General features: G+C 63.2%; 23 protein-coding genes and 2 tRNA genes. 8 read left to right on the top strand and 17 right to left on the bottom strand.

The genetic code is table 11. The features are described 5' to 3' along the window. Window positions 1-68 precede the first annotated feature (68 nt). The 4 genes from P0M12_RS13705 to P0M12_RS13690 all read right to left on the bottom strand — a co-directional run bounded on the left by P0M12_RS13705 (window position 69) and on the right by P0M12_RS13690 (window position 2,124). Complete coding sequence (locus P0M12_RS13705) at window positions 69-845, bottom strand: AraC family transcriptional regulator (RefSeq protein ID WP_039973248.1); 777 nt, start codon at window positions 843-845, stop codon at window positions 69-71. Window positions 846-1,061: 216 nt separating this feature from the next. Continuing rightward, window positions 1,062-1,134 (bottom strand) — tRNA-Arg (locus tag P0M12_RS13700). An 82-nt stretch (window positions 1,135-1,216) separates the two neighbouring features. Next, window positions 1,217-1,308, bottom strand: a tRNA-Ser gene (locus tag P0M12_RS13695). Between the two features lie 96 nt (window positions 1,309-1,404). Beyond that, a complete protein-coding gene (locus P0M12_RS13690; protein ID WP_003943860.1) occupies window positions 1,405-2,124 on the bottom strand; it encodes a dienelactone hydrolase family protein in 720 nt (239 codons plus the stop codon). 61 nt (window positions 2,125-2,185) lie between these two features. On the opposite strand from P0M12_RS13690, the gene hisC reads away from it, so the two are divergent. The 3 genes from hisC to P0M12_RS13675 all read left to right on the top strand — a co-directional run bounded on the left by hisC (window position 2,186) and on the right by P0M12_RS13675 (window position 5,964). Beyond that, window positions 2,186-3,262, top strand: a complete 1,077-nt coding sequence (gene hisC, locus P0M12_RS13685) for a histidinol-phosphate transaminase (protein ID WP_064113793.1) — start codon at window positions 2,186-2,188, stop codon at window positions 3,260-3,262. Window positions 3,263-3,362: 100 nt separating this feature from the next. Then, window positions 3,363-5,057 carry a bifunctional UDP-sugar hydrolase/5'-nucleotidase gene (locus tag P0M12_RS13680; protein ID WP_064113794.1) on the top strand — a complete coding sequence of 565 codons (1,695 nt, stop codon included), beginning with the start codon at window positions 3,363-3,365 and terminating at the stop codon, window positions 5,055-5,057. Window positions 5,058-5,094: 37 nt separating this feature from the next. After that, window positions 5,095-5,964, top strand: coding sequence for an MYG1 family protein (locus tag P0M12_RS13675; RefSeq protein ID WP_047271521.1), 870 nt, complete (start codon window positions 5,095-5,097; stop codon window positions 5,962-5,964). 8 nt (window positions 5,965-5,972) lie between these two features. Here the strand turns inward: P0M12_RS13675 and P0M12_RS13670 are convergent, their stop codons facing one another. Continuing rightward, window positions 5,973-6,956, bottom strand: coding sequence for an alpha/beta hydrolase family protein (locus P0M12_RS13670; protein ID WP_156519400.1), 984 nt, complete (start codon window positions 6,954-6,956; stop codon window positions 5,973-5,975). Window positions 6,957-7,382: 426 nt separating this feature from the next. Between P0M12_RS13670 and P0M12_RS13665 the strand changes: the two genes are divergently transcribed. From P0M12_RS13665 to P0M12_RS13650, 4 genes are all read left to right on the top strand, one after another. Then, complete coding sequence (locus P0M12_RS13665) at window positions 7,383-8,003, top strand: LysE family translocator (RefSeq protein WP_007731691.1); 621 nt, start codon at window positions 7,383-7,385, stop codon at window positions 8,001-8,003. Window positions 8,004-8,028: 25 nt separating this feature from the next. Beyond that, complete coding sequence (locus P0M12_RS13660; protein ID WP_064113851.1) at window positions 8,029-8,433, top strand: DUF4259 domain-containing protein; 405 nt, start codon at window positions 8,029-8,031, stop codon at window positions 8,431-8,433. A gap of 160 nt (window positions 8,434-8,593) precedes the next feature. Next, window positions 8,594-9,802 (top strand): aspartate transaminase, encoded by a 1,209-nt coding sequence (locus P0M12_RS13655; protein WP_007731694.1) that lies wholly within the window; start codon window positions 8,594-8,596, stop codon window positions 9,800-9,802. A 25-nt stretch (window positions 9,803-9,827) separates the two neighbouring features. Further along, entirely contained in the window at window positions 9,828-10,496 is a 669-nt protein-coding gene (locus P0M12_RS13650) for a 4-carboxy-4-hydroxy-2-oxoadipate aldolase/oxaloacetate decarboxylase (RefSeq protein ID WP_007731695.1), read from the top strand. Window positions 10,497-10,555: 59 nt separating this feature from the next. Here P0M12_RS13650 and P0M12_RS13645 read toward each other — a convergent pair whose 3' ends face one another. From P0M12_RS13645 to P0M12_RS13620, 6 genes are all read right to left on the bottom strand, one after another. Further along, entirely contained in the window at window positions 10,556-11,599 is a 1,044-nt protein-coding gene (locus tag P0M12_RS13645) for an L-idonate 5-dehydrogenase (protein WP_054188639.1), read from the bottom strand. 11 nt (window positions 11,600-11,610) lie between these two features. Further along, the gene (locus P0M12_RS13640; RefSeq protein ID WP_007731698.1) at window positions 11,611-12,366 is read right to left on the bottom strand and encodes an SDR family oxidoreductase; all 756 of its coding nucleotides are present in this window, start codon (window positions 12,364-12,366) and stop codon (window positions 11,611-11,613) included. A 95-nt stretch (window positions 12,367-12,461) separates the two neighbouring features. Then, window positions 12,462-13,796 (bottom strand): MFS transporter, encoded by a 1,335-nt coding sequence (locus P0M12_RS13635; protein WP_277377855.1) that lies wholly within the window; start codon window positions 13,794-13,796, stop codon window positions 12,462-12,464. Beyond that, window positions 13,793-14,866, bottom strand: a complete 1,074-nt coding sequence (locus P0M12_RS13630; RefSeq protein ID WP_007731701.1) for a biotin-dependent carboxyltransferase family protein — start codon at window positions 14,864-14,866, stop codon at window positions 13,793-13,795. Before P0M12_RS13630 ends, P0M12_RS13635 begins: the two co-directional genes overlap by 4 nt. Continuing rightward, window positions 14,859-15,566, bottom strand: coding sequence for a carboxyltransferase domain-containing protein (locus tag P0M12_RS13625; RefSeq protein WP_277377854.1), 708 nt, complete (start codon window positions 15,564-15,566; stop codon window positions 14,859-14,861). The genes P0M12_RS13630 and P0M12_RS13625 overlap by 8 nt, the downstream gene beginning before the upstream one ends. Then, on the bottom strand, window positions 15,563-16,366 hold the full coding sequence (locus P0M12_RS13620) for a 5-oxoprolinase subunit PxpA (protein ID WP_007731705.1): 804 nt from the start codon (window positions 16,364-16,366) through the stop codon (window positions 15,563-15,565). The genes P0M12_RS13625 and P0M12_RS13620 overlap by 4 nt, the downstream gene beginning before the upstream one ends. 191 nt (window positions 16,367-16,557) lie before the next feature. On the opposite strand from P0M12_RS13620, the gene nac reads away from it, so the two are divergent. Further along, complete coding sequence (nac, locus tag P0M12_RS13615) at window positions 16,558-17,481, top strand: nitrogen assimilation transcriptional regulator NAC (protein ID WP_030535780.1); 924 nt, start codon at window positions 16,558-16,560, stop codon at window positions 17,479-17,481. Here nac and P0M12_RS13610 read toward each other — a convergent pair. From P0M12_RS13610 to ureG, 6 genes are all read right to left on the bottom strand, one after another. Beyond that, complete coding sequence (locus tag P0M12_RS13610; protein WP_007731707.1) at window positions 17,475-18,401, bottom strand: D-isomer specific 2-hydroxyacid dehydrogenase family protein; 927 nt, start codon at window positions 18,399-18,401, stop codon at window positions 17,475-17,477. The two genes, nac and P0M12_RS13610, sit on opposite strands and share 7 nt — an antisense overlap. Window positions 18,402-18,446: 45 nt before the next feature. After that, on the bottom strand, window positions 18,447-19,229 hold the full coding sequence (locus tag P0M12_RS13605; RefSeq protein ID WP_007731708.1) for an SDR family oxidoreductase: 783 nt from the start codon (window positions 19,227-19,229) through the stop codon (window positions 18,447-18,449). Next, window positions 19,226-19,747, bottom strand: coding sequence for a gluconokinase (locus P0M12_RS13600; protein WP_030535782.1), 522 nt, complete (start codon window positions 19,745-19,747; stop codon window positions 19,226-19,228). Before P0M12_RS13600 ends, P0M12_RS13605 begins: the two co-directional genes overlap by 4 nt. A gap of 104 nt (window positions 19,748-19,851) precedes the next feature. After that, entirely contained in the window at window positions 19,852-20,895 is a 1,044-nt protein-coding gene (yut, locus tag P0M12_RS13595) for an urea transporter (protein ID WP_030535783.1), read from the bottom strand. A 34-nt stretch (window positions 20,896-20,929) separates the two neighbouring features. Beyond that, on the bottom strand, window positions 20,930-21,877 hold the full coding sequence (locus tag P0M12_RS13590) for an urease accessory protein UreD (protein WP_277377853.1): 948 nt from the start codon (window positions 21,875-21,877) through the stop codon (window positions 20,930-20,932). Further along, window positions 21,874-22,515 (bottom strand): urease accessory protein UreG, encoded by a 642-nt coding sequence (ureG, locus tag P0M12_RS13585; protein ID WP_007731713.1) that lies wholly within the window; start codon window positions 22,513-22,515, stop codon window positions 21,874-21,876. Before ureG ends, P0M12_RS13590 begins: the two co-directional genes overlap by 4 nt. Between the last annotated feature and the right edge of the window lie 8 nt (window positions 22,516-22,523).

Genomic DNA, 22,523 nt, shown 5'->3' with positions numbered 1-22,523 from the left:
GGGCAATGTGGCGCAATCGCGTGTTTGGGACACCCCGTGTAGCGATCGAGACAAGGTGTGATGGCCGATCAGCTAGCCCGGAACATCCCTGGTGTAGCGCCTGTCGTGCGCCGGAATGCCGCCCCGAATGCGCTGGTCGAGTGGTAGCCCACACGCTCGGCAACCTCTTGTAGATCCAAGCCGTGGGCAAGAAGGGTCACCGCTCGTTGGGCGCGCACAGCCGAGACCCACTGCCCGAAACTCATCCCGGTCTCCGACCGAAATACCCGGGTGATGGTTCGCGGGCTGACACCGAGGAGCCTTGCCCAGTCGGACAGCGTTCGCATGTCACTCGGATCGTCACCGATCGCATCGACGATGGGTTGCAGAAGTGGCGAGTCCGGCACCAGCACCAGCAACTCGTTCGGCGACGGTGCCAGCACGTCGATCACCATCTGCTCCGTGAGCGAGCGCGAAGGAGCTCCGAGTGACTCGTCTGCCAGTCGCTCGAGGAGGTTCCGCAGCAGCGGAGTGACCTCGATCGCCACCGGCACGTCGGACAGAGAAGGAACCGATGCGATGTCGAGCTGAGCGGCGCGATACCAGGTGCCGGCCGGCGCGATCGCCGAGTGCAGGACGCCGGCGGGCATCCACAGACCTACGGTCGGCGTAATGGTCCACGTGCGCGATCCCACCGTGGCGCTCGACGCTCCCCGCTCGTTCCACAACAATTCGTGAGTCGGGTGCGAGTGCGCATCCCACCGGGTCTCGCGGGAGACAAGTTCGTCCATGCCCGCAATGACAAAGGGCACCTCGACCGCCCCGGCCGAGTAGACCGGGAGCGTCCGACTGTCGACGGTCTCCAACGGGTTCTCCTCGGTTCGCGTGGCTGCTCCGCAGAAAGCATAGGTCGCGGGGATCGGTTGTCGGTTCCCACGATCGCGGGGATCGGTTGTCGGTTCCCACGATCGCGAGGATCACCGCCCGAAATCGCCGAGGTGACCTCACACACATTCAAGAATTGCGTATGCACCACAACAAAAAGAAGGTCACAGACCTGAAGTCTGTGACCTTCTTTCTTGTGCGCCCGAAGGGATTCGAACCCCTAACCTCTTGATCCGTAGTCAAGTGCTCTATCCGTTGAGCTACGGGCGCATGTTCTGTTGTCTTGCTGGTCTTGCGTGTCTTACCGTCGTAATTTCTATCATTTCTAACCCGCCGGTCAAAATCACCGGCTTGGCGGAGGCGAGAGGATTTGAACCTCCGGTCCCTCGTAAAAGGGACAACTCATTAGCAGTGAGTCCCATTCGGCCGCTCTGGCACGCCTCCCTGGGGGTTCCGATCCTTTCGGACCGCCGGATCGAAAGATTACACACCCTTCGCCACCAAAGGCAAAACGTGTGGTCAGCGGACTGTTTTGTGGACTTACCGCAGGTGGCTGTCGAACCAGTCGAAGATCCGGGTCTGAGCTTCGATGATCGAGGCCGAATCAGGGTCGTCGAGGTCAGCGTCCTCGGACAGCTGTGGCGGCTCGTCCGCCCGGTGAGCCAGTCCGGCGTAGCTGACCACCAGTGTCGCGACGTCGGCCTTCGCGGTCGCTTCCCGGAGCAGAGTCACGTGTTCGCGAGGCGTGCTGGGATCGTCCTCGCCGTACAGCGCCAGCCACGGCGCCTGCAGGGAAGTGGCCGCGTCGACAAGCGCCTGAGCATCCACCGACAAGGCTTCGACGATTCCCCGGGCGGCGACGCTCACCGCGGCGCCGACGGGACGGCTGGTGGCCACGAGCATCGCGGCGGTACCGGCGTCGTCGAATCCGAGCACCCCGATGGTGTCTGCGAGAACTTCGCGTCCGACGAGCCAATCGAGGGTCGCGTCGAAGTCGGCGAAGAGGTTGTCACCGAACACCTCACCCTGCATGTGTTCGGGTTCGCGGTGAAACAGGTGAGGTGCGACGCTCACCCACCCTTCGCCGGCAAGCGCGCACATCAGATTCAGCAGAGCCGGGCTGAACTTCCGGGCTTCATGCAGGACGACGATCCCGCCCCTCGTCGGGCCGTCCGGCTCCACCACGGTCAGCGGAACAGCCGTGGCGACCTCCCCTTCGGCTCCGCGCAGATACGCGGTGGCTCGGAAGATTTCCGACATCTTCTAACTCTGACACGCAGACGGCCGCTACGCACCAAATCAGTGCGCGCATAATCGACTCGTGACCGCACACATTCGCCCTGACCTCGCCTCCATCCCCGCCTACGTTCCCGGACGCAATTTTCCGGGTGCGATCAAGCTGGCGAGCAACGAAACGACAGTAGGGCCGTTGCCCGGTGTGCGTGACGCCGTCGCCGACGCGGTCGCCGATGCCAACCGCTACCCGGACAATGCCGCGGTCGCACTCATCGAGGCGCTGGCCAGCTTCCTGAAAGTCGAGCCGGCCAACGTCGCCGCTGGTTGTGGCTCCGTGACGCTGTGCCAGGAACTCGTGCAGATCACCTGCGATCAGGGTGACGAGGTCATCTACGCGTGGCGTTCGTTCGAGGCGTACCCCGTGGTCACCCAGGTCGGCCATGCCGTCTCGGTCAAGGTTCCGCTGACCGAGGACTTCGGCCACGACCTCGACGCGATGCTGGCCGCGATCACGGATCGCACGCGGTTGATCTTCGTATGCAACCCCAACAACCCGACCGGCAATGCACTGTCGAAGGCAGAGCTCGAGAGCTTTCTCGACGCGGTCCCGGCGCACGTCGTCGTCGCACTCGACGAGGCGTACTTCGAATACTCACGCTCGGACGCCGACGGCATCGAGCTGTTCCGCAGCCGCCCCAACGTGGTTGTTCTGCGCACCTTCTCGAAGGCGTACGGCCTCGCGGGAATCCGCGTGGGTTACGCGGTCGCGGATCCGGAGATCATCGTGGCCCTCGGCAAGGTGCACACCCCGTTCACCGTGAGCGCTGTTGCGCAGGCCGCCGCAATCGCTTCCCTGGCTGCAGCAGACGAACTGCTTGCCCGCACCGAAGGTGTCATCGCCGAGCGGACGCGAGTTCGAACCGCTCTGATCGAAGCCGGGTACACCGTCCCCGAGTCGTCGGCGAACTTCGTCTATCTCCCCCTCGGAGAACTCTCTCCCGCTTTTGCCGAGGCGAGTACCGAAGCGGGCATTCTGATCCGCCAGTACGGCGTCGAGGGCGTCCGGATGACCATCGGCGATCCACACGAGAACGACGCATTCCTCGCTTTCGCGAACACCGACGTCGCGAAGCAGGCCGCGGGCATCGGCGTCACCGCGTGACACTCGATACATAACTGTTACGCCGAGGACTGGAATTCGTTTCGGCAGACGGGCACACTCAGGGAGGTTCGAGGCCGGTCCGAGTGAGGGAGCACGACGCATGACGCGACGCATGACACGAACGTGTGCCGTGCTCGCAACGACCCTTCTCGCCACCACCGCGACCTCCCTGAGTGGCGTCGCCAACGCAGAGTCCCAGGACACGGTGTCGGTACGTCTGTTGGCGTTCAACGATCTGCACGGCAGTCTCCGCCCGCCGGAAGGTGTTCGCAGCGAGATCAGGCAGGCCGACGGCTCGCTCACTCCCGCAGGTGGCGCGGCGTATCTCGCGGCCTACGTGACGCAACTTCGCAGCCAGGCCACCAACTCGCTGCTGTATTCGGTCGGTGACAACTGGGGATCGTCGGCGCTCGAGTCGGCGATGTTCAACGACGAACCGACGGTCGAACTCCTGAACCGGATGAAGATCGACGCTTCCGCGATCGGCAACCACGAACTGGACAAAGGGCTCGCCGAGTTCCGACGCATGCAGTCCGGCGGTTGCTCCGCCGTCGATGCGTGCACGTTCAGTCCGTCCTTCGGCGGCGCCAACTTCCCGCTGATGGCCGCGAACATGACGTACACCAACGGCACCCCGGCCACGCTGCCCTTCACCGTGAACATGGTCGACGGCATTCCGCTCGGAGTCATAGCGATTTCCCCCGCCAACACGTCGCAGATCGTGACACCGGGCGGGATCGCCGATCTGCAGTTCGGCGACGAGGTCGAAGCGATCAACCGCACCGCCGACGTCCTCGACTTCTTCGGCGTCAAAGCCATCACCGTCCTCCTGCACCGTGGGGACGAACCGGCCGTCGAAGGTGGGCCCAACGACTGCAACGTCGAGTCCGGCCCGGCCCGCGACATCGCCCTCCGCGCCTCACCGAAGGTGGACGTCATCTTCACCGCCGACAGCCACCAGCAGTACAACTGCGAATTCCCTGATCCCGCAGGCAATCCCAGAGTCGTGATGCAGGGCGCTTCGCACGGCCGGATCGTGTCCGTCGCAGACGTCACCATCGACCGCAACACACGCGAGGTCGTTCGCGATCAGACGTCCGCGTTCAATCAGATAGTGACACACGATATTTCGCCGGATCCCGATATTCAGGCTCTCGCCGACCGGGCCTGGTCGGAGGCGTCGGACAGCGCTCAGCGGCCGGTGGGGACCATTACCGCCGATCTGACACGCGACCGCGTCCCCAGCGGCGAATCGACACTCGGCAACCTGGTCGCCGACGCTCAACTCGCCGCCGGATCGACACGAGGCGCCCAACTAGCGTTGACGAACCCCGGCGGCATGCGCGAGGACTTGGACTTCGGCACTTCCGGCCAGGTCACCTACCGCCAGGCCTACGGTGTTCAGCCATTCGGTAACAGCCTCGAGGTGCTCTCCGTCACAGGAGCGGTGTTGAAGGACGCTCTCGAACAGCAATTCCAGATCGACCTCGACGGCACCGCTACCGAGCGCATCCTCTCCCCGTCCGCGGGCTTCACCTACGCCATGGACCGGCGAGCAGCGCCGGGCTCGCGAATCTCGGAAATGCGTCTGAACGGGCAGGACATCGCGCCCGACGCCGTCTACAGCGTCGTGGTGAACAAGTTCCTCGCCGAGGGCGGGGACGGCTTCACCGCACTGAAGAACTCCACCCAGATGACCGGTGCTGGCAACGACCTCGACGCCTTGACCGCCCTGTTCGCAGCCGGGTCGCCGGTCTCGCCACCTGCCACCGACCGCATCCGCACCATCGGCTGACTAGGCATCCCCGCGCTCGATTGCCTAGTCTCGACGGGTGATCATCGCGACCCATAACGGCAAGTTCCATGCAGACGACGTCTTCGGCGTATCGCTGCTCAAGCAGCTGTACCCCGACGCCACCGTCGTTCGCAGCCGTGACGAGTCCGTCCTGGGCAGCGCGGACATCGTGCTCGACGTCGGCGGTCGCTACAACCCGGCCGAGGGGCGCTTCGACCATCACCAGCGTGATGCCGGCGAGCGCAGCAACGGCATCCTGTACTCCGCCTTCGGTCTGCTCTGGCAGGAATACGGCCTGCAGTTCTGTGAAGGCGACGCCTCCGTGTTCCGCCGTATCGACAGCCGACTGGTCGAGGGCATCGACGCCGTCGACAACGGCCAAGAGATCTACACCCTCAACGACTACGGCACCAAGCCTTTTGATCTGTCGTCCGTGCTGGACCTTTTCAATCCGATCTCGTCCACCGACGAGGAGTTCGACACCCAGTTCGAGCTGGCCGTCGTTCTCGCAACCCAGGTCTTGATTCGCCTGCGCGCCAAGTATGCCGGCGACGCGGCGGCCGAGCGCGAGTTCACCGAGACCTACGAAAAAGCAACGGATCCGCGCTTCGTCGTGCTGGAACGCTTCGTTCCCCACGGCCGCGCCGCGTCGGCCCAGCCAGAGCTGCTGTTCACCATCTTCCCGAACACCAACGGCGGCTGGTCGATTCAGACGGTCAAGCCTGCTGACTCCAAGTTCGGTTCACGAAAGCTGTTGCCGGAGCCGTGGCGCGGCCTGAACGGCTCGGATCTTGCCGCCCAGACGGGCGTCGACAGTTCGGTCTTCTGCCACAAGGCCGGGTTCATCGCGGCTGCGCAGACCCGTGACGGCGCCCTCCAATTGCTCGAACTGGCACTGGCCGAGTAGTTCTCAGCTCACATTCCCAGCGCCGTCTTCACCGTCGGCCAGGAATCGTGAAGCGCGTCTTGCCAGTACGGCCACGAATGGGTGCCGTCGTCCCGATACGCGAACACTGCGGGAATCGACAACTCCCCCAACCTCGCTTCGAACAGTTGTGTGCACGTATTAGCGAGCGCCTCGAGCGGTCCGCCTTCGATGGCAGTCTGCAGTCCACTCGGGGTGAAGACGTTGTCGTATTCTCCGGGCGCACCTGTACCGGAGGACACGTAGATCGTCTTCCCACGCAGCGTTTCCGCGTTGGTGGACGGGTCGTGCTTTTGCCAGTCGGGGTCCGACGCCGGGCCCCACATGTTGGTGGCGTCGCCCGCCTTGCTGGCCACGGTGAGCCGCACGGAATCCTGCGAGGACGATTCGGAGTTATCGAGACAGCCACTGTACGAGGCCAATCCGGTGTAGAGCTTCGGGTGATGTGTGATGAGGTTGGCCGCGCCGAGCGCACCCATGGACACCCCGCCGACCACGTTCGTCCCATTTCCGGAAAACGCAGAATCGATCAACGTCGGAAGTTCTTCTGCGAGAAACGATTCCCACTTGTTCACACCGAGGTTCGGATCGTCGTTCTTCCAGTTGGTGTAGAAACTGCCGGTGCCGCCCACGGGGAGAACGACGTTGACGTTCTTGTCGGCAAAAAACCTTTCGATGTCGGTCTTCTGGGTCCAGGTGCTCTCGGAGTATCCGGATTCCGAACCGGCACTGACGCCGTCGAGCAGGTAGAACGACGGACGTGAACCGGCGCTCGACGCTGGATGCAGAACCTGCACTTGTACCTCGCGTCGCATGGCCGGCGACTCGACGAACACGGCACTGCGTGTGGGCGACAACTGCTCTATGCGATTGATGTGAGCCCCGGCCTGACCGGCCGAATCTCCTGGTGGGTTTTCAGGTGCCGGTTCGGCATACGCCACTCCGCCCATGACAAGCGCGAGCACGACCAACACAATCCCGACAAACCCAAATCTCCGCATCCGTCAAGCGCCCCCTGAGCATCGCACGACTACCGCTGACCCTCGATTGGACAGGACGAACGTCCCGGGGTCAACCCACTGGTTGGGATTTATTACTCGCGGGTATCCAATGGAGTTGGACAGTTCTCCACCGATGCACACACAGGTGTGGATAACTTCATTCACATCCACTTCCCAGTTGTGCATAACCTGTGGACAAAAGGATGAATTACAACAGAGTTATTCCTCCTACCTGCAACGATTCGTTTCCCCACAGTGTGCATAACTTTGTCGAACAGGGCTCGCGAGACGCCGGTTTCCGGGCGTGTCCATGCAGTTCACACCGCCGCGCCACTCTTTGTTCACAGGCCCGACACCACCGGCCGACAATGCTCCCCACCCCGACTTCATACTTGTTGCATGCTGACCGCTCTGCTCGCCGCCACAGCTGTGCTCGCCCTACTGACTCTGGTCCCCGGGCCCGACATGGCCGTCGTGACGCAGGCTGCTCTCGGCGCGGGCAGATCCGCCGGTTTCCGGGTAGCTGCCGGCATCGTCTCGGGCCTTCTGGTGTGGGGTCTGTTGACCGTCCTCGGGCTGTCGGCGATCCTGGCCGCGTCGGCGGAGGCGTACACCGTCGTCAAGCTCGCCGGCGCGGCTTACCTGATCTATCTCGGTGTGCGAGCACTGTGGGAGAGCCGGACGTCGCGGATGCAACACAATGCCGACGCTCCACGATCGCAGAAGGCCGGGACATGGAAGACGGGCTTCACCACCAACCTGCTCAACCCCAAGATCGCCGTCTTCTACACCGGACTGTTGCCGCAGTTGGTTCCGGCCGGGTGGCCGACGGGACCGTCGCTTGCATTGCTGGTGCTCATCCACGCAGCCATCACCATCGTGTGGCTCAGTGGCTACGTGGTCCTTCTCTCGCGAGCGCGTAGCACCTTCGAGAAGCCCCGAGTGCGACAGGCACTCGAGCGCATAACCGGAACAGTTCTTCTAGGATTCGGAGCGAAGATCGCGCTCGAAGCGCGCTGAGACGGCAATCGGAAAAGAGTAGACAGTGGGCGCGTGGGGATCGGGACCGTTCGATAACGACGGTGCAGGGGATTTGATCGCGTCCATCGGACACGGTGACTTCACCTTCGAATCGGTGGAGTGGGCATTCGAGGACGACTACCTCGAGGTGGACGGCGGCCAAATCGCCGTCGCCTTGCTCGAATTGGTGTTGATCGTGCGCGCCGATCGCAAACGCGACCCCGCCGCCCAGGACCTCGATCTCGACTCCTTCACCGCGGCTCTGACCAGTGAACGGCTCACCTGGCTGATCGAAATGGTGGAGCGCACCATCGCATCGACCGATTCGGAACTGTTCGAGCTGTGGGACGAGCAGGGACCGGAAGAGCTTGCGTCGTGGCGCGTTCCCGTCGTGGACGGTCTCGAGGATCTGCGCGTTCTGTCGGTCTGATTCCGTCGCCGCTCCATCACGTTTGCTTATCGGGCCACAACGGTTCGGTCTTGGTCAGATGCCCTGGTAGGACCCTATGGTCGAACGGATCACCGAGTGAGAACTGTGGCTCGTCGACGACGGGAATCCACGCTCACCCCGGACCCAGGAGCAGACCATCATGGCGACTTTCGTTCCGGCTGCGCGCGTCGACAGAATCAGGGAGTCGCCGAGTGTGGCTGCCGCACAACGAGTGCGCGAGCTGAAGGCCCAGGGCCGTGAAATACTCGACCTGACCGTCGGGGAGCCCGATTTCGACACACCCGACAACATCAAGTCTGCGGCGATCACTGCGATCAACACGGGTCAGACCAAGTACACCGCAGTCAACGGCATCCCGGCTCTACGCGAGGCAATCGCAGCACGCGCGGCTTCGCGAACCGGAATCCAGTACGCGGACAACCAGATCACCGTCGGCGGCGGCGCGAAACAGGTCATCTTCCTCGCTCTCATGGCGACGGTCGAAGCCGGCGTCGAGGTTATCGTTCCCGCCCCTTACTGGGTTTCGTACCCGGATATGGTCCTCGCTCACGACGGAACTCCGGTGATCGTTCAGTGCGAGGAGTCCGACAACTTTCTTCTCACAGCCGAAGCACTATCCGCTGCAATCACTTCGAACACCAAGTGGGTCATCCTCAATGCCCCGGGCAACCCCACCGGATCTGTGTACACCCGCGAGCAGCTGCAGGCCCTCGCCGAAGTGATCGAGGCCAATCCCCATGTCAGTGTGTTGGTCGACGAGATCTACGACGAGATCAACTTCGGCGACGCTCCGATCCCGAGTCTGCTGCAGGTCGCTCCGCACCTCCGTGATCAGGTACTGGTCACCAACGGAGTCTCCAAGTCTCATGCCATGACCGGGTGGCGACTCGGATACGGACTCGGAAATTCCGGATTGATCGGCGCCGTCAACAAACTGCAGGGTCAGAGTTCTTCCTGCCCGTCCTCGATCAGCCAGGCCGCAGCCGTGGAAGCCCTCACCGGCGACCAGAGTTTCCTCACCGAATCCGTACGAAGTTACCGACGACGACGCGACCTCTCGGCTCACCTCCTCAGTGTTGTCCCCGGGCTCGAGCCCGTCGTGCCGCAGGGTGCGTTCTACCTGTTCGTCAACTGTGCCGGCTTGATCGGCAAGCAGACCCCGGATGGCACCGTGATCGAGTCCGACCAGGATCTCGTCCTCTATCTCCTCGACGAGGCGTCGGTTGCCACCATTCAGGGTTCGGCTTACGGCGCATCGCCGTACTTCCGTATCTCCTTCGCCACCTCCGAGGCTGTCCTCGAAAAGGCCGCGGCACAGATCGCCGCGGCAGTCGAACGCCTTTCCTGATCTTTCATACTTTCTGGAGTACAAGATGATTCACGTCAAGACGAAAATTGATCGCGCGGACAAGGACCTGATTGCCGAACTGGGGACGTTCTCCGCGGCCACGATTCACGAGGCACAGGGACGTAAGGGCTCGCTGCATCCGGCGATCAAGCCGATCGACCGCGACATGAAGTTCTGCGGCTCCGCTTTCACAGTCAAGTGCCATCCCCGCGACAACCTCATGCTGCAGGTTGCGATCAGCTACGCACAGCCGGGTGACGTCCTGATCGTCTCTTCAGGTGATCAAGCCGCCGGCCAGTTCGGCGATGTTCTGGCCAATGCCTGTGTTGCGCGCGGCATTACCGCACTGGTCACCGACGGCGGAGTGCGCGATACCCGGGAGATCCGCGAACTCGGATTCCCCGTCTTCTCCAAGCACGTGTACATCGAGGGAACCGTCAAGGAATCTCTCGGCCCGATCAACCATCCCCTGGTCTTCGGAGAACAGGTCATTTATCCCGGTGACGTCGTCAAGGGTGACTGCGACGGCGTTGTCGTGGTCCGCCGCGAGGAGGTTGCCGAGGCAATCGAACTCTCGCGTGCCCGTGACGAAGCCGAAGCCGGGTACATCGAGCGTTACAAGCGGGGAGAGACCCCACTCGAGGTGAGCAATCTGACTGCTCTGCTGGAAGCCAAGGGCCTGGTGGTCGAATAACCTGCTGTGCGCCTTTATTAACCGCCCGCGGTTAATAAAGGCGCACAGGGTCGAAGGACTCAGAACCGCAACAGCACCTTCCCCGACACCGAAGCATCCTTGGCGACTGCGAAGGCTTCCAGAGCTTCCTCGACCGGATATTCGTGTGTGAGAACAGCATCGACAGCAAGCGAACCGTCGGCGAGGGCGAGCAGCACCTCGTCGATTTCGTCGTTGAAGCGGAATGAGCCCACCAACTCCAACTCTCGCGTGATCGCCAGCGAAATGTGTACCGGTTGAGGTCCGGACGGAAGAAGCCCGAGCATGACCACCCGTCCACCGCGCGTCGCCCCGCGAATAGCGGATTCGAGCCCGCGATGATTGCCGGTGCACTCGACGACCACGTCGGCATCGGATGCGGCGACTGCCTGGGCGTCGGTGGCCTCGAGAACCCGATCCGCACCGAGCGTCGACGCGATCTGCAGCGGAACGTCGTGCACGTCGACCGCGGTGATCGACTGCGCGCCTGCTCGTCTGAGCACAGCCACGACCAGTGCGCCGATGGGTCCGCAGCCGACGACCAGCGCCTTCTTACCGCGTACGTCTCCCGCTCGCGAAACAGCGTGCCAGGCAACGCTTGCCGGTTCGGCTACCGACGCAGTCCGCAGGTCCAACCCCTCGGGCAGTTCCCGGAGCATGCGCGTCGGGAGCACTGCGTATTTCACGAAGGCGCCCTCGGTGTGTGGGTACTGCGCTGCACTTCCCAGGTATGTGCAGCAGGGCGAGAGGTTGGGCCGATCGCTCGGGAACCGAGGCGCGGTCCCACCGGGCGTTGCGGGGTGTACGGCCACGGAAGTTCCAACTGCCGGCCCCGTTCCGTCCGCCGCGGCCGTCACGACCGTGCCGACCACCTCGTGACCGAGCAGCATCGGTGCCTTCAGAATCGACTCCCCCGCCGCGCCGTGCGTCCAGTAGTGCAGATCTGATCCACACACACCGCCGTAAGCGATCTCGATCACTGCCTGCTCGGCGGTCGGCGCAGTCAACGCAACATGCTCGACCCGCAGGTCACCTGCCGCATGGGCCACCACTCCGAGCGTCGTTTCCGGTAGTACAAAACTCATGATGCGCTCTCTCAGTCGTTGCGACGGATGAAGTCGAGGCCACCGGGCACCTGGAAGGTGGGGAGCACCTCGATGAGACCAAGATTGACGTGGCCAGGGGCGTCGATCGCGAACTCGATGGTATCCGCGATGTCCTTGGTAGTGATGGATTCGTAGCCTTCGTAGAAGGTCTCCCACGCTTCCTTCATGGCTTCGGGCGTGCCGCCGAGGTTGCGACCGAAGATCTCGGTCTCGACCCGGCCAGGGCAGATCTCGGTCACTCGAATCCGCTTGCCGATGCAGTCGTTTCGCAGCTGGCGCGAAATCTGGTGCACCGCAGCCTTGGTCGCGTGGTAGGCAGTGTGGCCGTAGAAGTTGTACAGGCCGGCGATGGAGCTGATGTTGACGACATGACCTAGATCGCGCTCCACCATTCCCGGCAGCAGAATGCGGCACAGGTGCAGCACCGCACGAAGATTCACGTCCACCATCGCGTCGACCGATGCTTCTTCGGCGTCGAGAATGTTTCCGGTTGCGGACACCCCCGCGTTGTTGACGAGGATGTCGATCTCCAGTCCGCCGACAGCTTCGGCGAGCGCGGCGGTGTCGGTGATGTCCACGGGCAGAGGGATCATTCCGGTGCGATCGGCAACCTCACCGAGCTTGTCGGCATTGCGGGCGACGCCGTAGACCGTCAGTCCGCGCTTGGTGAACATCTCGGTGACGGCGGCACCCATTCCGGTGTTGGCGCCGGTGACGAGAGCTGTGCGGTAATCGGAGAAAGGCATTGTGTGCTCCTACAGGAAGAAATTGGTATGACCCGGCGGCCGCCGCGGACTGCAGGCGGCCACCGGGCCGGATCAGGAGTGACTCACGCGAGAAGTCACAGAGTGTCGCGTAGCGGAACGTGGGCGCGATCGGTGATGGTGCTGACCGCGATCAGCGTGCCGATTGCAGTGATGACCGCGTAGAAGGCGGGAACGTAGATACCGAATTCGGGGATCAACCAGGTCATCAACAACGGTGCGGTACCACCGAAGAGTGCGGACGAGATGTTGTAACCCAAACCGTAGGCGGAGTAGCGAACCCGCGTGGGGAACAGTTCGACGATCAGGATGTGGATGACGGCTGTGTGCCCGGCGAAGATCACTGCCATGATGCAGGCACCGAGAACGGCGAGGCCGACGTTGCCGGTCACGATCATGGCATAGCAGGGGATCGCTCCGATCGCCATTGCCGCAGCTGCACCGGCGATGACCTTCTTGCGACCGATCCGGTCGGAGAGAGCACCCATGAACGGAATCGCGAAGCAGATCGCGACCAGGCTGGAGGCGGTGACGAGAAGCGCTGTCCCGGTCGAGAATCCGATCTGATCGCCTTTGAGGAACGTGGGCATGTACGAGAACAGAACGTAGTAGCCGGAACCATTCATCAGGGGAATGAACAGGGCGAGGATCATGGCGCGACGGTGCTCGGGAGTGGAGAATGCTTCCTTGAGCGGATTGCGCGACAAACCGCCGGATTCCTTGAGCCGCTCGAAGTTCGGGGTATCGGAGATCGCGCGGCGGATGTACCAGCCGATGATTCCCATCGGAATGGCCATGAGGAACGGGATGCGCCACGCCCACGATGCGAGTCCGCCGCCGTTGATCGCGTCGGCGTTGAGCCACGGCGACATGGCAAACGCGATCATCGTTCCGGTCAGCAGTGCGAGGAACGACGCGATCTGCGCGTAGCTCGTGATCAAGCCGCGCTTGCCTTCCGGGGCGTGTTCGGCGAGGAACGTCATGGCGCCGGCAGCTTCACCACCGACGGAGAATCCCTGCACGATCCGCAGAAAGATCAGCAGTGCCGGTGCCGCGATACCGATGGCCGCGTAGGTGGGCAGCAAGCCGATACCGGCGGTCGCCACGCTGATCAGCATGATGACGAACACCAACATCTTCTGTCGACCGATCCGGTCGCCGAGGATGCCGCAGACCACCGCGCCGAGGGGTCGAACGAAGAACGAGACCGCGTAGCCGGCGAACACCAGCATCAGCGCGTCGCTCGACTTCGATACGTCGAAGAACACGATGGCCAGTGCCGTCGCCATGAACGCGAAGACACCGTTGTCGTAGAGCTCGACGAAGATGCCGACGCAGCCCGCTGCGACGACTTTCCGGACCTTGCGCGGGTCGGCTACCTGGCCGTCTACCGCTTCGATGGTGTTGGTCATGCTGTCTCCAAAATAGACGCGCGGCGCGGAGCGCTCGCGGGGCGTGTGGTGCCGACGTGGCTCGGTACTCGGGCTTCCGAGGTGTGAAGAGGTATCCGGAGGGTGGTGAATACGTTCTCCACACGCCGCCTCAGCAAGGCGATGCGGTGCTGCTGTTCGCGGTGCTCTGCAACCGCCGTTGCGACGCTGCAGTTCCGGAATCGGACGCGGTGCCCGGGTCGGGCCTGTCCCAGCTGTGAGAGTGAAACGGTGGTGACGACTGCCAGCACCGGATAACCGGCGGTGACGCCTCTACCTCGATGCAGGACCAGAAGTTCGTTGCCAGCGGGTACTTCGACGGCGCCGATGGGGACGCCGCGCGAGAGGACCTCGCCGGTGCCGGTGCGCTGTGGGAGCGGCTGCTCATCGGTAGATGCCAGCCGAAGCCCGATGTGATTGCTCTGATCGCCCACCACGAATTCGGTGCCGAACAGCGCGGCTGCACTCTCCCCGAAGTCGTCGATGTCGGGGCCGTCGGTCACGTCGAGCGTCCACACGTTGCCGAAGGACGGTCGGTCGGGCAACAACCGGAACAGCGGTAGCCGGAAGACCGGGTGGTCGATCGGCGGGCAGTCGGTGTCGACGACCAGCGTCTCCCCCGCGGTCAAGTGACGGCCGAATCCGAGGACCTGGTCGGGAGCGCAGCTGCCCAGGAGGTAGTCGGCCGTCAGCTCTCCGTGGACGGCGACGTAGACGCGCAATCCGTCGTGGATTCCGGTGACGGCAAGCCGCTGACCGGCTCGCCAGACGATCGGTTCCCACTGCGGTTGCCGATGTCCGTCCACCGTCACCGTTGCGGGTGCACCCGTGACGGCGATCAGCAGATCCGTGGACGCCGACGCTGAAAAGTCGAGGGCCGTCAACTCCAGTAGCGGGGCCTCGCGCCTACTACCCACCAACGCGTTGGCGATCTCCGCGCTGATCTGGTCGGCTGCGCCGCCCGTCGCCTGACCGAACTGTGACGCCGATCCACGCCCCAAATCCTGGACGGAGCTGATTCCGGGAGTCAGGACGGTGACGGTCTCAGCCATGGGGATCACCCCATACGGGCAGGAGCGAGCGTCCGTCGAAGTCGTCCCAGCGATCGGCGTCGATCGCACGGAAGACGAACAGATCGCCCGGGCGGTAGGCAGAAATCTGCTCCGACGCCGGATCGACCAAGATGAGCGGGGTCCGGCCGATCACTGCCCAACCGCCGGGCGCAGGCCTGGCCGAAACGACTGCCTGACGTCCGGCCACCGCAACGGAACCGGCCGCGACGTGCGGTCGCGGGCTCGATCGGCGCGGGATGGGAAGGCCGAACGCCGGGCCGTCGAGCATCGGGGCGCCGCCGGGTGAGCCGTAGCAACGCATGACCAACGGGGCTGCGGAGTGAAGGCGCACCACTTCGGCTTCGGTGACGCCGAGAAACCGCGCTGTATCACCCAGGTCCGGGCCGTGTTCGCCCCCGTAGACGACGGGGATCTCGAACGTCCTAGGTTCACCTTCCAGCGGTCGGGGGATAGTCGTTGCTTCGCGAACCAGGCCGCGGACGGCGTCGTGGTCGGTGAGGAGGTTGTCGAACTCGACCAGCAGGGCGTCGTATGTCGGGATGACGCTGACGATGCCGTCGGCACCGAGATCGAAACGTGCAGCGATCGATCGAACGGTGTTCCAGTTCTGCTCGGCGGTCCCGCCGCTGACACTGACGCGAACGGCGGCGTCACCGCAGTCGGCGACGTAGGTCTTCACGCGGAACACCCGACATCACGGGCCCGCCGTGACGCCACGACCCGGGTCAGCGGCGCAATGGTGACACCGGCGGCCTCGAGCGCGGCGCGAATCGCCTTCGCGTTCGCGACGGCACCGGGGTTGTCACCGTGCACGAGGACCGTATCGGCGACAACCGGGATCAACGTGCCGTCCACAGCTTCGACGACTTCCTCGACCACCATCCGAACGGTCCGCTCGACCAGAACGTCGACGTCGTGAATCACCGCTCCCGGCTCGCTGCGGGGCACGAGAGTTCCGTCGGAGTTGTATGCGCGATCCGCGATTCCGACGATGCCGACGCTCAATCCGCGGGCAGTCGCCTCGTCGGCCAACGCCCCGTCCTGGGCGAGCACGATCAACGACGGATCGAAGGCCGCGACCGCATCGACGACGGCGCGCGCGTAATCCTGGCGTACGGCAACAAGATTCCCGAGCTTGCCGTGGGGAGCGATGTGCGACAACGACGTTCCGCTCGCGACCGCAAAGGCGTGAAGGGCGCCGAGTTGGAACAGCACGTCGGTTCGGACCTCGTTCTCACTGAGATCCATCGCGCGACGTCCGAATCCGGCGAGGTCCGGAAAACTCGGATGCGCGCCGATGCCGATACCGCGCGATACGCACCCCCGCACGGTCGCATCCATGGTTCGTGGATCGCCTGCATGGAATCCGCAAGCGATGTTGGCCGAAGTCAGCGTGTCGAGCAGAGCATCGTCGGCGCCCATGGTCCACGTGCCGAAACCTTCGCCGAGATCGGCGACAAGATCGATGCTGGTTGCCATTTCGGTCCTTCCGGTTCGTTTACTTGTTCGTACGGGCGCCGTTGCCCGTGGTTGGTCCGACTGTCGAAGTTCTGTGTGTCGACTTCGGTGTTTCTGGGACGCTACTCAGGAACGCCAAAGGGTTGTTAATACCGTTTCGCGTTGGGGTGATCGGAATTCGATATGTCCGTTGAGCTGGTAGTTTGCACAGCATGGACACGAGAAGGCTCTACTCGTTCGTACGAATTGTCGATGCCGGCAGCATCACCCGAGCCGCCGACATCCTGCACATCGCACAACCCGCCCTGAGCCAACAGATGACGTCGCTGGAAACGCAGTTCGGTCAGCAACTTCTGATCCGCAGCAAACAGGGTGTCGAGCCGACCGATGCGGGGCACGCACTCTATCGGCATGCTCAGGTGATTCTGCGTCAGGTGGAGAGTGCCCAGGCCGAGGTGTCCGTGGTCGGACGGGCGCTGGCGGGTGGCGTCTCGGTCGGCCTCGCCCCGTACAGCACCGCGACGGCAATCGCCTTGCCGCTCTTGGCCCGTGTGCGCGAGCAGCACCCGAATATCTTGTTGCACATCAACGAGAACTTCGGTGGCGTGCTCAGCGAAGCGATGATGACCGGTCGCATGGATCTGGCGTTGTTGTACGACGCCGGCCCGATCAAGGGTGTGACGTTCGAACGCTTGCTCACCGAGGAGCTGGTGGTGGTTGCCCCGTTCGGTACCGGACTGGCAGGCGAATCGGGATCCGACATCTCCCTGCCCGAGATCGCCGAACTGCCACTATTGCTTCCGGGTCGGATGCACACCATCCGCAAGGTGGTGGAGCAGGCTTTCGACCGTGCAGAGCAGCAACCGAACGTCGTGGCCGAAGTGGAATCGGTGATGACGCTGTCCGAGGCCGTACGCACCGGATTGGGCGCGACGGTTCTGCCGTGGTCGGTGGCCCGCAGGGTCATGGACGTCGAAGCGCTCGAGCTACGACGCATCGAGCCGGGCATCGAAGTGCATGTCTCCCTTGGCACCCCGGCCAATCAGCCCCTCTCCAAACCGGCCGAGGCGGTGCGCGATGTTCTGCGCACCGTCGTTGCCGATTACGTGAAGGGAACCAACGCGAGCGGTCAGTAGCCCGCCGACGGATCGATCACGGCGGCGAGGTCCTCACCTGCGGCGAATCGGGCGACGTTGGCTGCAACGTGATCTGCCAGGACGCGGGTGAGCGTCGTAGCCGGGTTGGCGACGTGTGGAGTGATGATCGCGTTGGGCAGCTTCCACAACCGATGCCCGTCCGGCAACGGCTCGGGATCGGTGACGTCCAGTGCCGCCCCGCCGATCGAACCGGCTTCCAGTGCGTCGACCAATGCGTCCGTGTCGACGAGGGTGCCACGCGCGATGTTCACGATCCAGCTCGACTCCGACATCTGGTCCAGTTCGGCCTTGCCGACCAGATGCCGCGTCGCGGATGTCGACGGTGCTGCGATCACGAAGTGATCTGCCTTGGACCAGATTTCGCCGGTGCGGTCGGCCGAGAGCGTTTCGGAAGCACCCTCGACAGGGGTCCCGGAGCGGGTGATCGCGATGACCTTGACTTTGGACGCGGCGAGGTACGGGATCAACGCACGGCCGATTCCGCCGCAACCGATGATCGCCACTGTCGAGCCCTGCAAAGTGCCCACCCGCGGGTCGAACTCTTCCTTGCGCCACGACTGCGCCGCCAATTGTTCGGGGAGAGAACGAACTCCGGCGAGGAGAAGCATCATCGTATGTTCGGCAACATTGCCCGCGTACGCTCCGGCAGCAGACGTCCAGACCCGCTTGTCGTCGATCACCCCGGCGTCGAACCAGGGCTCGATGCCGGCGAACGGCAACTGCACCCAGCGAACCGAATCGGGTAGCGACGACGGGAACGTCTCCGGCCCGTGTACCCACACGACGCCCTCGGCGTCTGCCAGTGGAACGAGAACTCCACCGGCTCGGCGTATTCCGTCGGCGACGTGAGGATCCTCGACGGGACCGAGGTGGATACGAGGGGCGCTGGCGTCTGTCATGTGGGTGCTTTCTGTTCGAGTAGCGGACGATCTAACAGCGGACAATCAGACGACGGCCGTCATTCCGCCGTCGACGTAGAGGATCTGACCGTTGACGAAATCCGAAGCCGGGGAGGCCAAGAACAGTAGCGACCCGATCAGCTCCTCCGTACGGCCCCAACGTCCGGCGGGTGTCCGCTTGGCGAGCCACGCGGTGAACTCCGGATCGTTGACCAGCGCAGAGGTCAGTTCGGTGTCGAAGTATCCCGGTGCGATCGCGTTGATCTGCAAACCGAAGGGTGCCCAGTCGGCGCACATCCCGCGGGTGAGCATCTTGAGCCCGCCCTTGCTGGCTGCGTACGGTGCGATTCCCGCTCGGCCGAGTTCGCTCTGCACCGAGCAGATGTTGACGATCTTCCCGTGTCCGCGCTCGACCATGCCGCGGGCGAATTCACGTCCGACGTAGAACGCACTGGTCAGGTTGGTGTCCATGACACGCCGGAAGTCGTCGTCGCCGAACTCGAGAAGCGGGGCGCGGTGCTGCACGCCGGTGTTGTTGACAACGATCTCGACCGGGCCGACCTCCGCCTCGATGCGTGTCGCCGCATCCCGGACGGCGGCCGAATCGGTGACGTCGAACGCGTATGCGTGCACCGTTGCGCCGGTCGCGTCGGCGATGCGTCGACGCTCGGCTTCGAGCACGTCGGAATTTCGGCTGTTGAGCACCACCACCGCACCCGCCTCGGCGAGACCAGTCGCGAGGGCCGAGCCGATGCCTCGGCTCGAACCCGTCACCAGCGCGACCTTCCCGGAAATGTCGAACGGGCCGGGGCTTGCGGTGCTACTCACGCTGTGACGCTCCTCTGAGATGTATGGATGTAGTCGACTGCCTCGCCCACCAGTGTGCTCGGTTCGGAGACGACATTCAGCGTGATGCCGCGCTCGTCGTCTGTAAGCGGTTCGAGAGCCTCGAACTGGGAGATGAGCAGACTCTCCGGCATGAAGTGCCCGGCGCGGAAACGCATACGTGCGGAGATAGTCTCGAAATCACCGGCCAGGTGGACGAACTGCACGTCGAGACCGTCCGGGCGCAACCGGCCCCGATAGTCCTTTCGCAGAGCCGAACAGGCAACGACGCCTGTTCGTCCCGCATCGGCACGCTCGGAAAGCCAGGCCGCGATCGCGTCGAGCCACGGCACACGGTCTTCGTCGGTCAACGGTGTCCCCGAACGCATTTTGGCGACATTGGACTCGGGGTGCAGATCGTCACCGTCGACGAAGTCTGCCCCGAGAGACGTGGCGAGACCCACTGCCACGGTGCTTTTTCCAGCACCGGCCACACCCATCACAACTACCTGCACGGTCATGCTTCGACCATGCCCGACTACCGAAGGCCAGACAATACTCGAGTGATACCGGTTCGCGAGGGTGCCATAGCGGAACGATCTAGGAACTTCTGCCCGTTCGAGCCCTATCCGTTCGCCTTCGCGATCGAATCCTTGCCCTCGGCCGCTCCACCCTCGATGGTGTCGTGCTGGATGGGAACGAACTTCTTCTTCGGCAGCAGGAACAGCCACGTCGCGAAGACGAACGGGCCCGTTCCGGCCGGCAGGCTGATCGGAGCAAAGGCAGACACCAGCGTGCCGTGGATGACAACAGTCACCAGTACTCCGAAGACGGTGTAGACGAACACACGCCACGACGGGTTGTAGAACACCGATCCGAGAGCAATTGCCGTCAGCACCGAACTGAGCCCGTAGAGACCATTGCCGATGTCGACGGTGTTTGCGCCCAGCGCCAGTACCGAACCCATCGCTATCGCGGAACCGATGAGCGCGAACAACGCCGCCCAACGCGACGCGACCAGCAGCGCGATCACGAAGATAATGCCGGTGACGGTGTTGTTGATCAGAAAGATCTGGGAGACGTTGCGGAACAGCGTGTCCCACAGGAAGCTGAAAGTAATTTCGGCATGAACTGACGCGTCCCCGATGTGCTGGGGAAACTGGCCCGCGCTGAGGTCTGACGTTTCGATCCGCAGGAACTGGAACGCCGCGAGGAGGAAGAACCAGTTGACGAGGTTGAACGGAAAGGTCAGCGCCGGTACGCCCCACGTCTTGAAGACATTGGCAACGGCCAGGAACGCGATCGTCGACGCGGCAGCTCCCACCACGAGGTAGATCCACAGCATCACACCGCCGGCAAGGAACGTCGGAAAGGCAGCTCCCACAAGAACTCCGTTGTATCCGTACAGGCCGATACGCATCGAATCGTCGTCGGAGTGCAGCATCATGCCGGTGACGGTGGATACCACCAGACCCACCACGGCACCAATTGCGACGGTGATCGTGTCCGCGGCTATCGCTCCCCAGAAGATACCGACCAGAAACAGCAGGCCCGTCAGCGCATTGCCCTGGAACATCACCTGCCCGGAGCCTTTGAGATTGGTGTCGATGAATCTGAGCACGACGTTCTTGTCCGCGACGTCGTCCCAGGGTTTGGTGATGGTGGTCATCGCACGTCCCTCGATCCTTCTCCGACGATCCGCGTCATCCCCACAGCGGGACGGGCGGAATGGTGGTGTCCAGAACTGCCTTTCGCACCAGAGCCCAGAAATCACGAACCTTCGCCTTGACGGGTTCGCTCTCCGGACCGAGGACTTTGAAGATGAGACCGGCGTCGTTCGGTAGCCGACTCGCTCCGGAAACGACCTTGCCGTCACGGCCCGGAACTACCTCTTCGAGAATCGCGTCGGCGTGCTCCTTCGGTGTCAGCAGGATGACATTGCCGAACACGTCGTGGTCGCCCATGATTCCGCCGTATCGCACGGGGAAGCGTGCCGGTTCGATCACCAATTTCTCGGTGAAGAGGTTCTTCCCGTCCGGACGCTCCGCCTTGATCATTGTGGAGTACAGGTCGTAGACGAACATCTCTCCGCCGTCGTGGTACTTGCGACCCGACATCACGATCTCCGAGAACAACAGCGTTGCAGTCGGATCCACCGTGATGTCGGTGCGCGCGTAGTACCTCGCGTTGCGGTGTGGGATCGTCACCCCGGGCATCAGTTCGAGACACGAATTCTCCGCGAGCACCACTTTCTGGAGTTGCGACGCGTGATTGGCATCCATCCGGTGAACCTTGGTGGCCGACTGAGTGGTCACGTGCGCGAGGGAACCCGGTTCCATCTCGATGGTCAGGAACAGTCGATCGCCTTGCAACACACTGCCGGACGTCGAGATCATGTAGACGCACGGCATGGTCGGCAACGCTTCGTCCCAGTACAGCGCCTGCTGAACGAGCAGCGGTGTCTTGCGGTACATGTCCCGCAGAATCGTCTTGTCGCCACGGTCGACAAATCGCATCTCGAGAACGCCGGTCTTCCCGACCTTGCCGGCCGGGGCCTGCTTCGGCTGGTCCTGGTACTGGTCGAGTTCCGGGATGGTCGGGATCGGCCCCGGGAGCGACCGCGATGCTCCCGGGACGGACGTTGCGCTCACGGTGCGCTCGCTCCCACTTCCTCTTCGTCGAAGAGGACTCCGTGCACGATGAGGTCCACCACTTCCTTGATGCCTTCCCCGGTCATGCAATTGGTGAAGACGAACGGCTTGTCGCCGCGCATCCCCTTGGAGTCGCGATCCATGACTCCGAGATCGGCGTTGACGTACGGTGCGAGATCGGTCTTGTTGATGACCAGGATGTCGGACTGCGAGATTCCCGGACCGTTCTTGCGCGGAATCTTGTCGCCTGCGGCTACGTCGATGACGTAGATGAAGAAGTCGACCAGAGCTGGACTGAACGTCAGTGTGAGGTTGTCGCCACCACTTTCGATGAACACCACGTCGGTGTCCGGGAACGTTTTCTCCATGTCCTCGACCGCCGCGAGATTCATACTCGGGTCTTCGCGGACGGCGGTGTGTGGGCAGGCTCCCGTCTCCACGCCGACGATACGTTCCTCCACGAGAACACCTTTGAGAGCCTTGCGCACATGCTTGGCATCTTCGGTGGTGACCACGTCGTTGGTGATGATCAGAACGCTGGTGCCCCGCTTGATGAACTCCGGCGTGATCGCCTCGATGAGTGCGGTCTTACCCGAACCCACGGGTCCGCCGATTCCGATGCGCGTTGTCTTCTTCATCGTTCTCC

This window comes from Rhodococcus sp. RCBS9, assembly GCF_029457415.1.
Lineage (GTDB): Bacteria > Actinomycetota > Actinomycetes > Mycobacteriales > Mycobacteriaceae > Rhodococcus_F > Rhodococcus_F qingshengii.
Note: the sequence above shows the minus strand (reverse complement) of the source record. Positions and strands in the feature narration are given on the sequence as shown.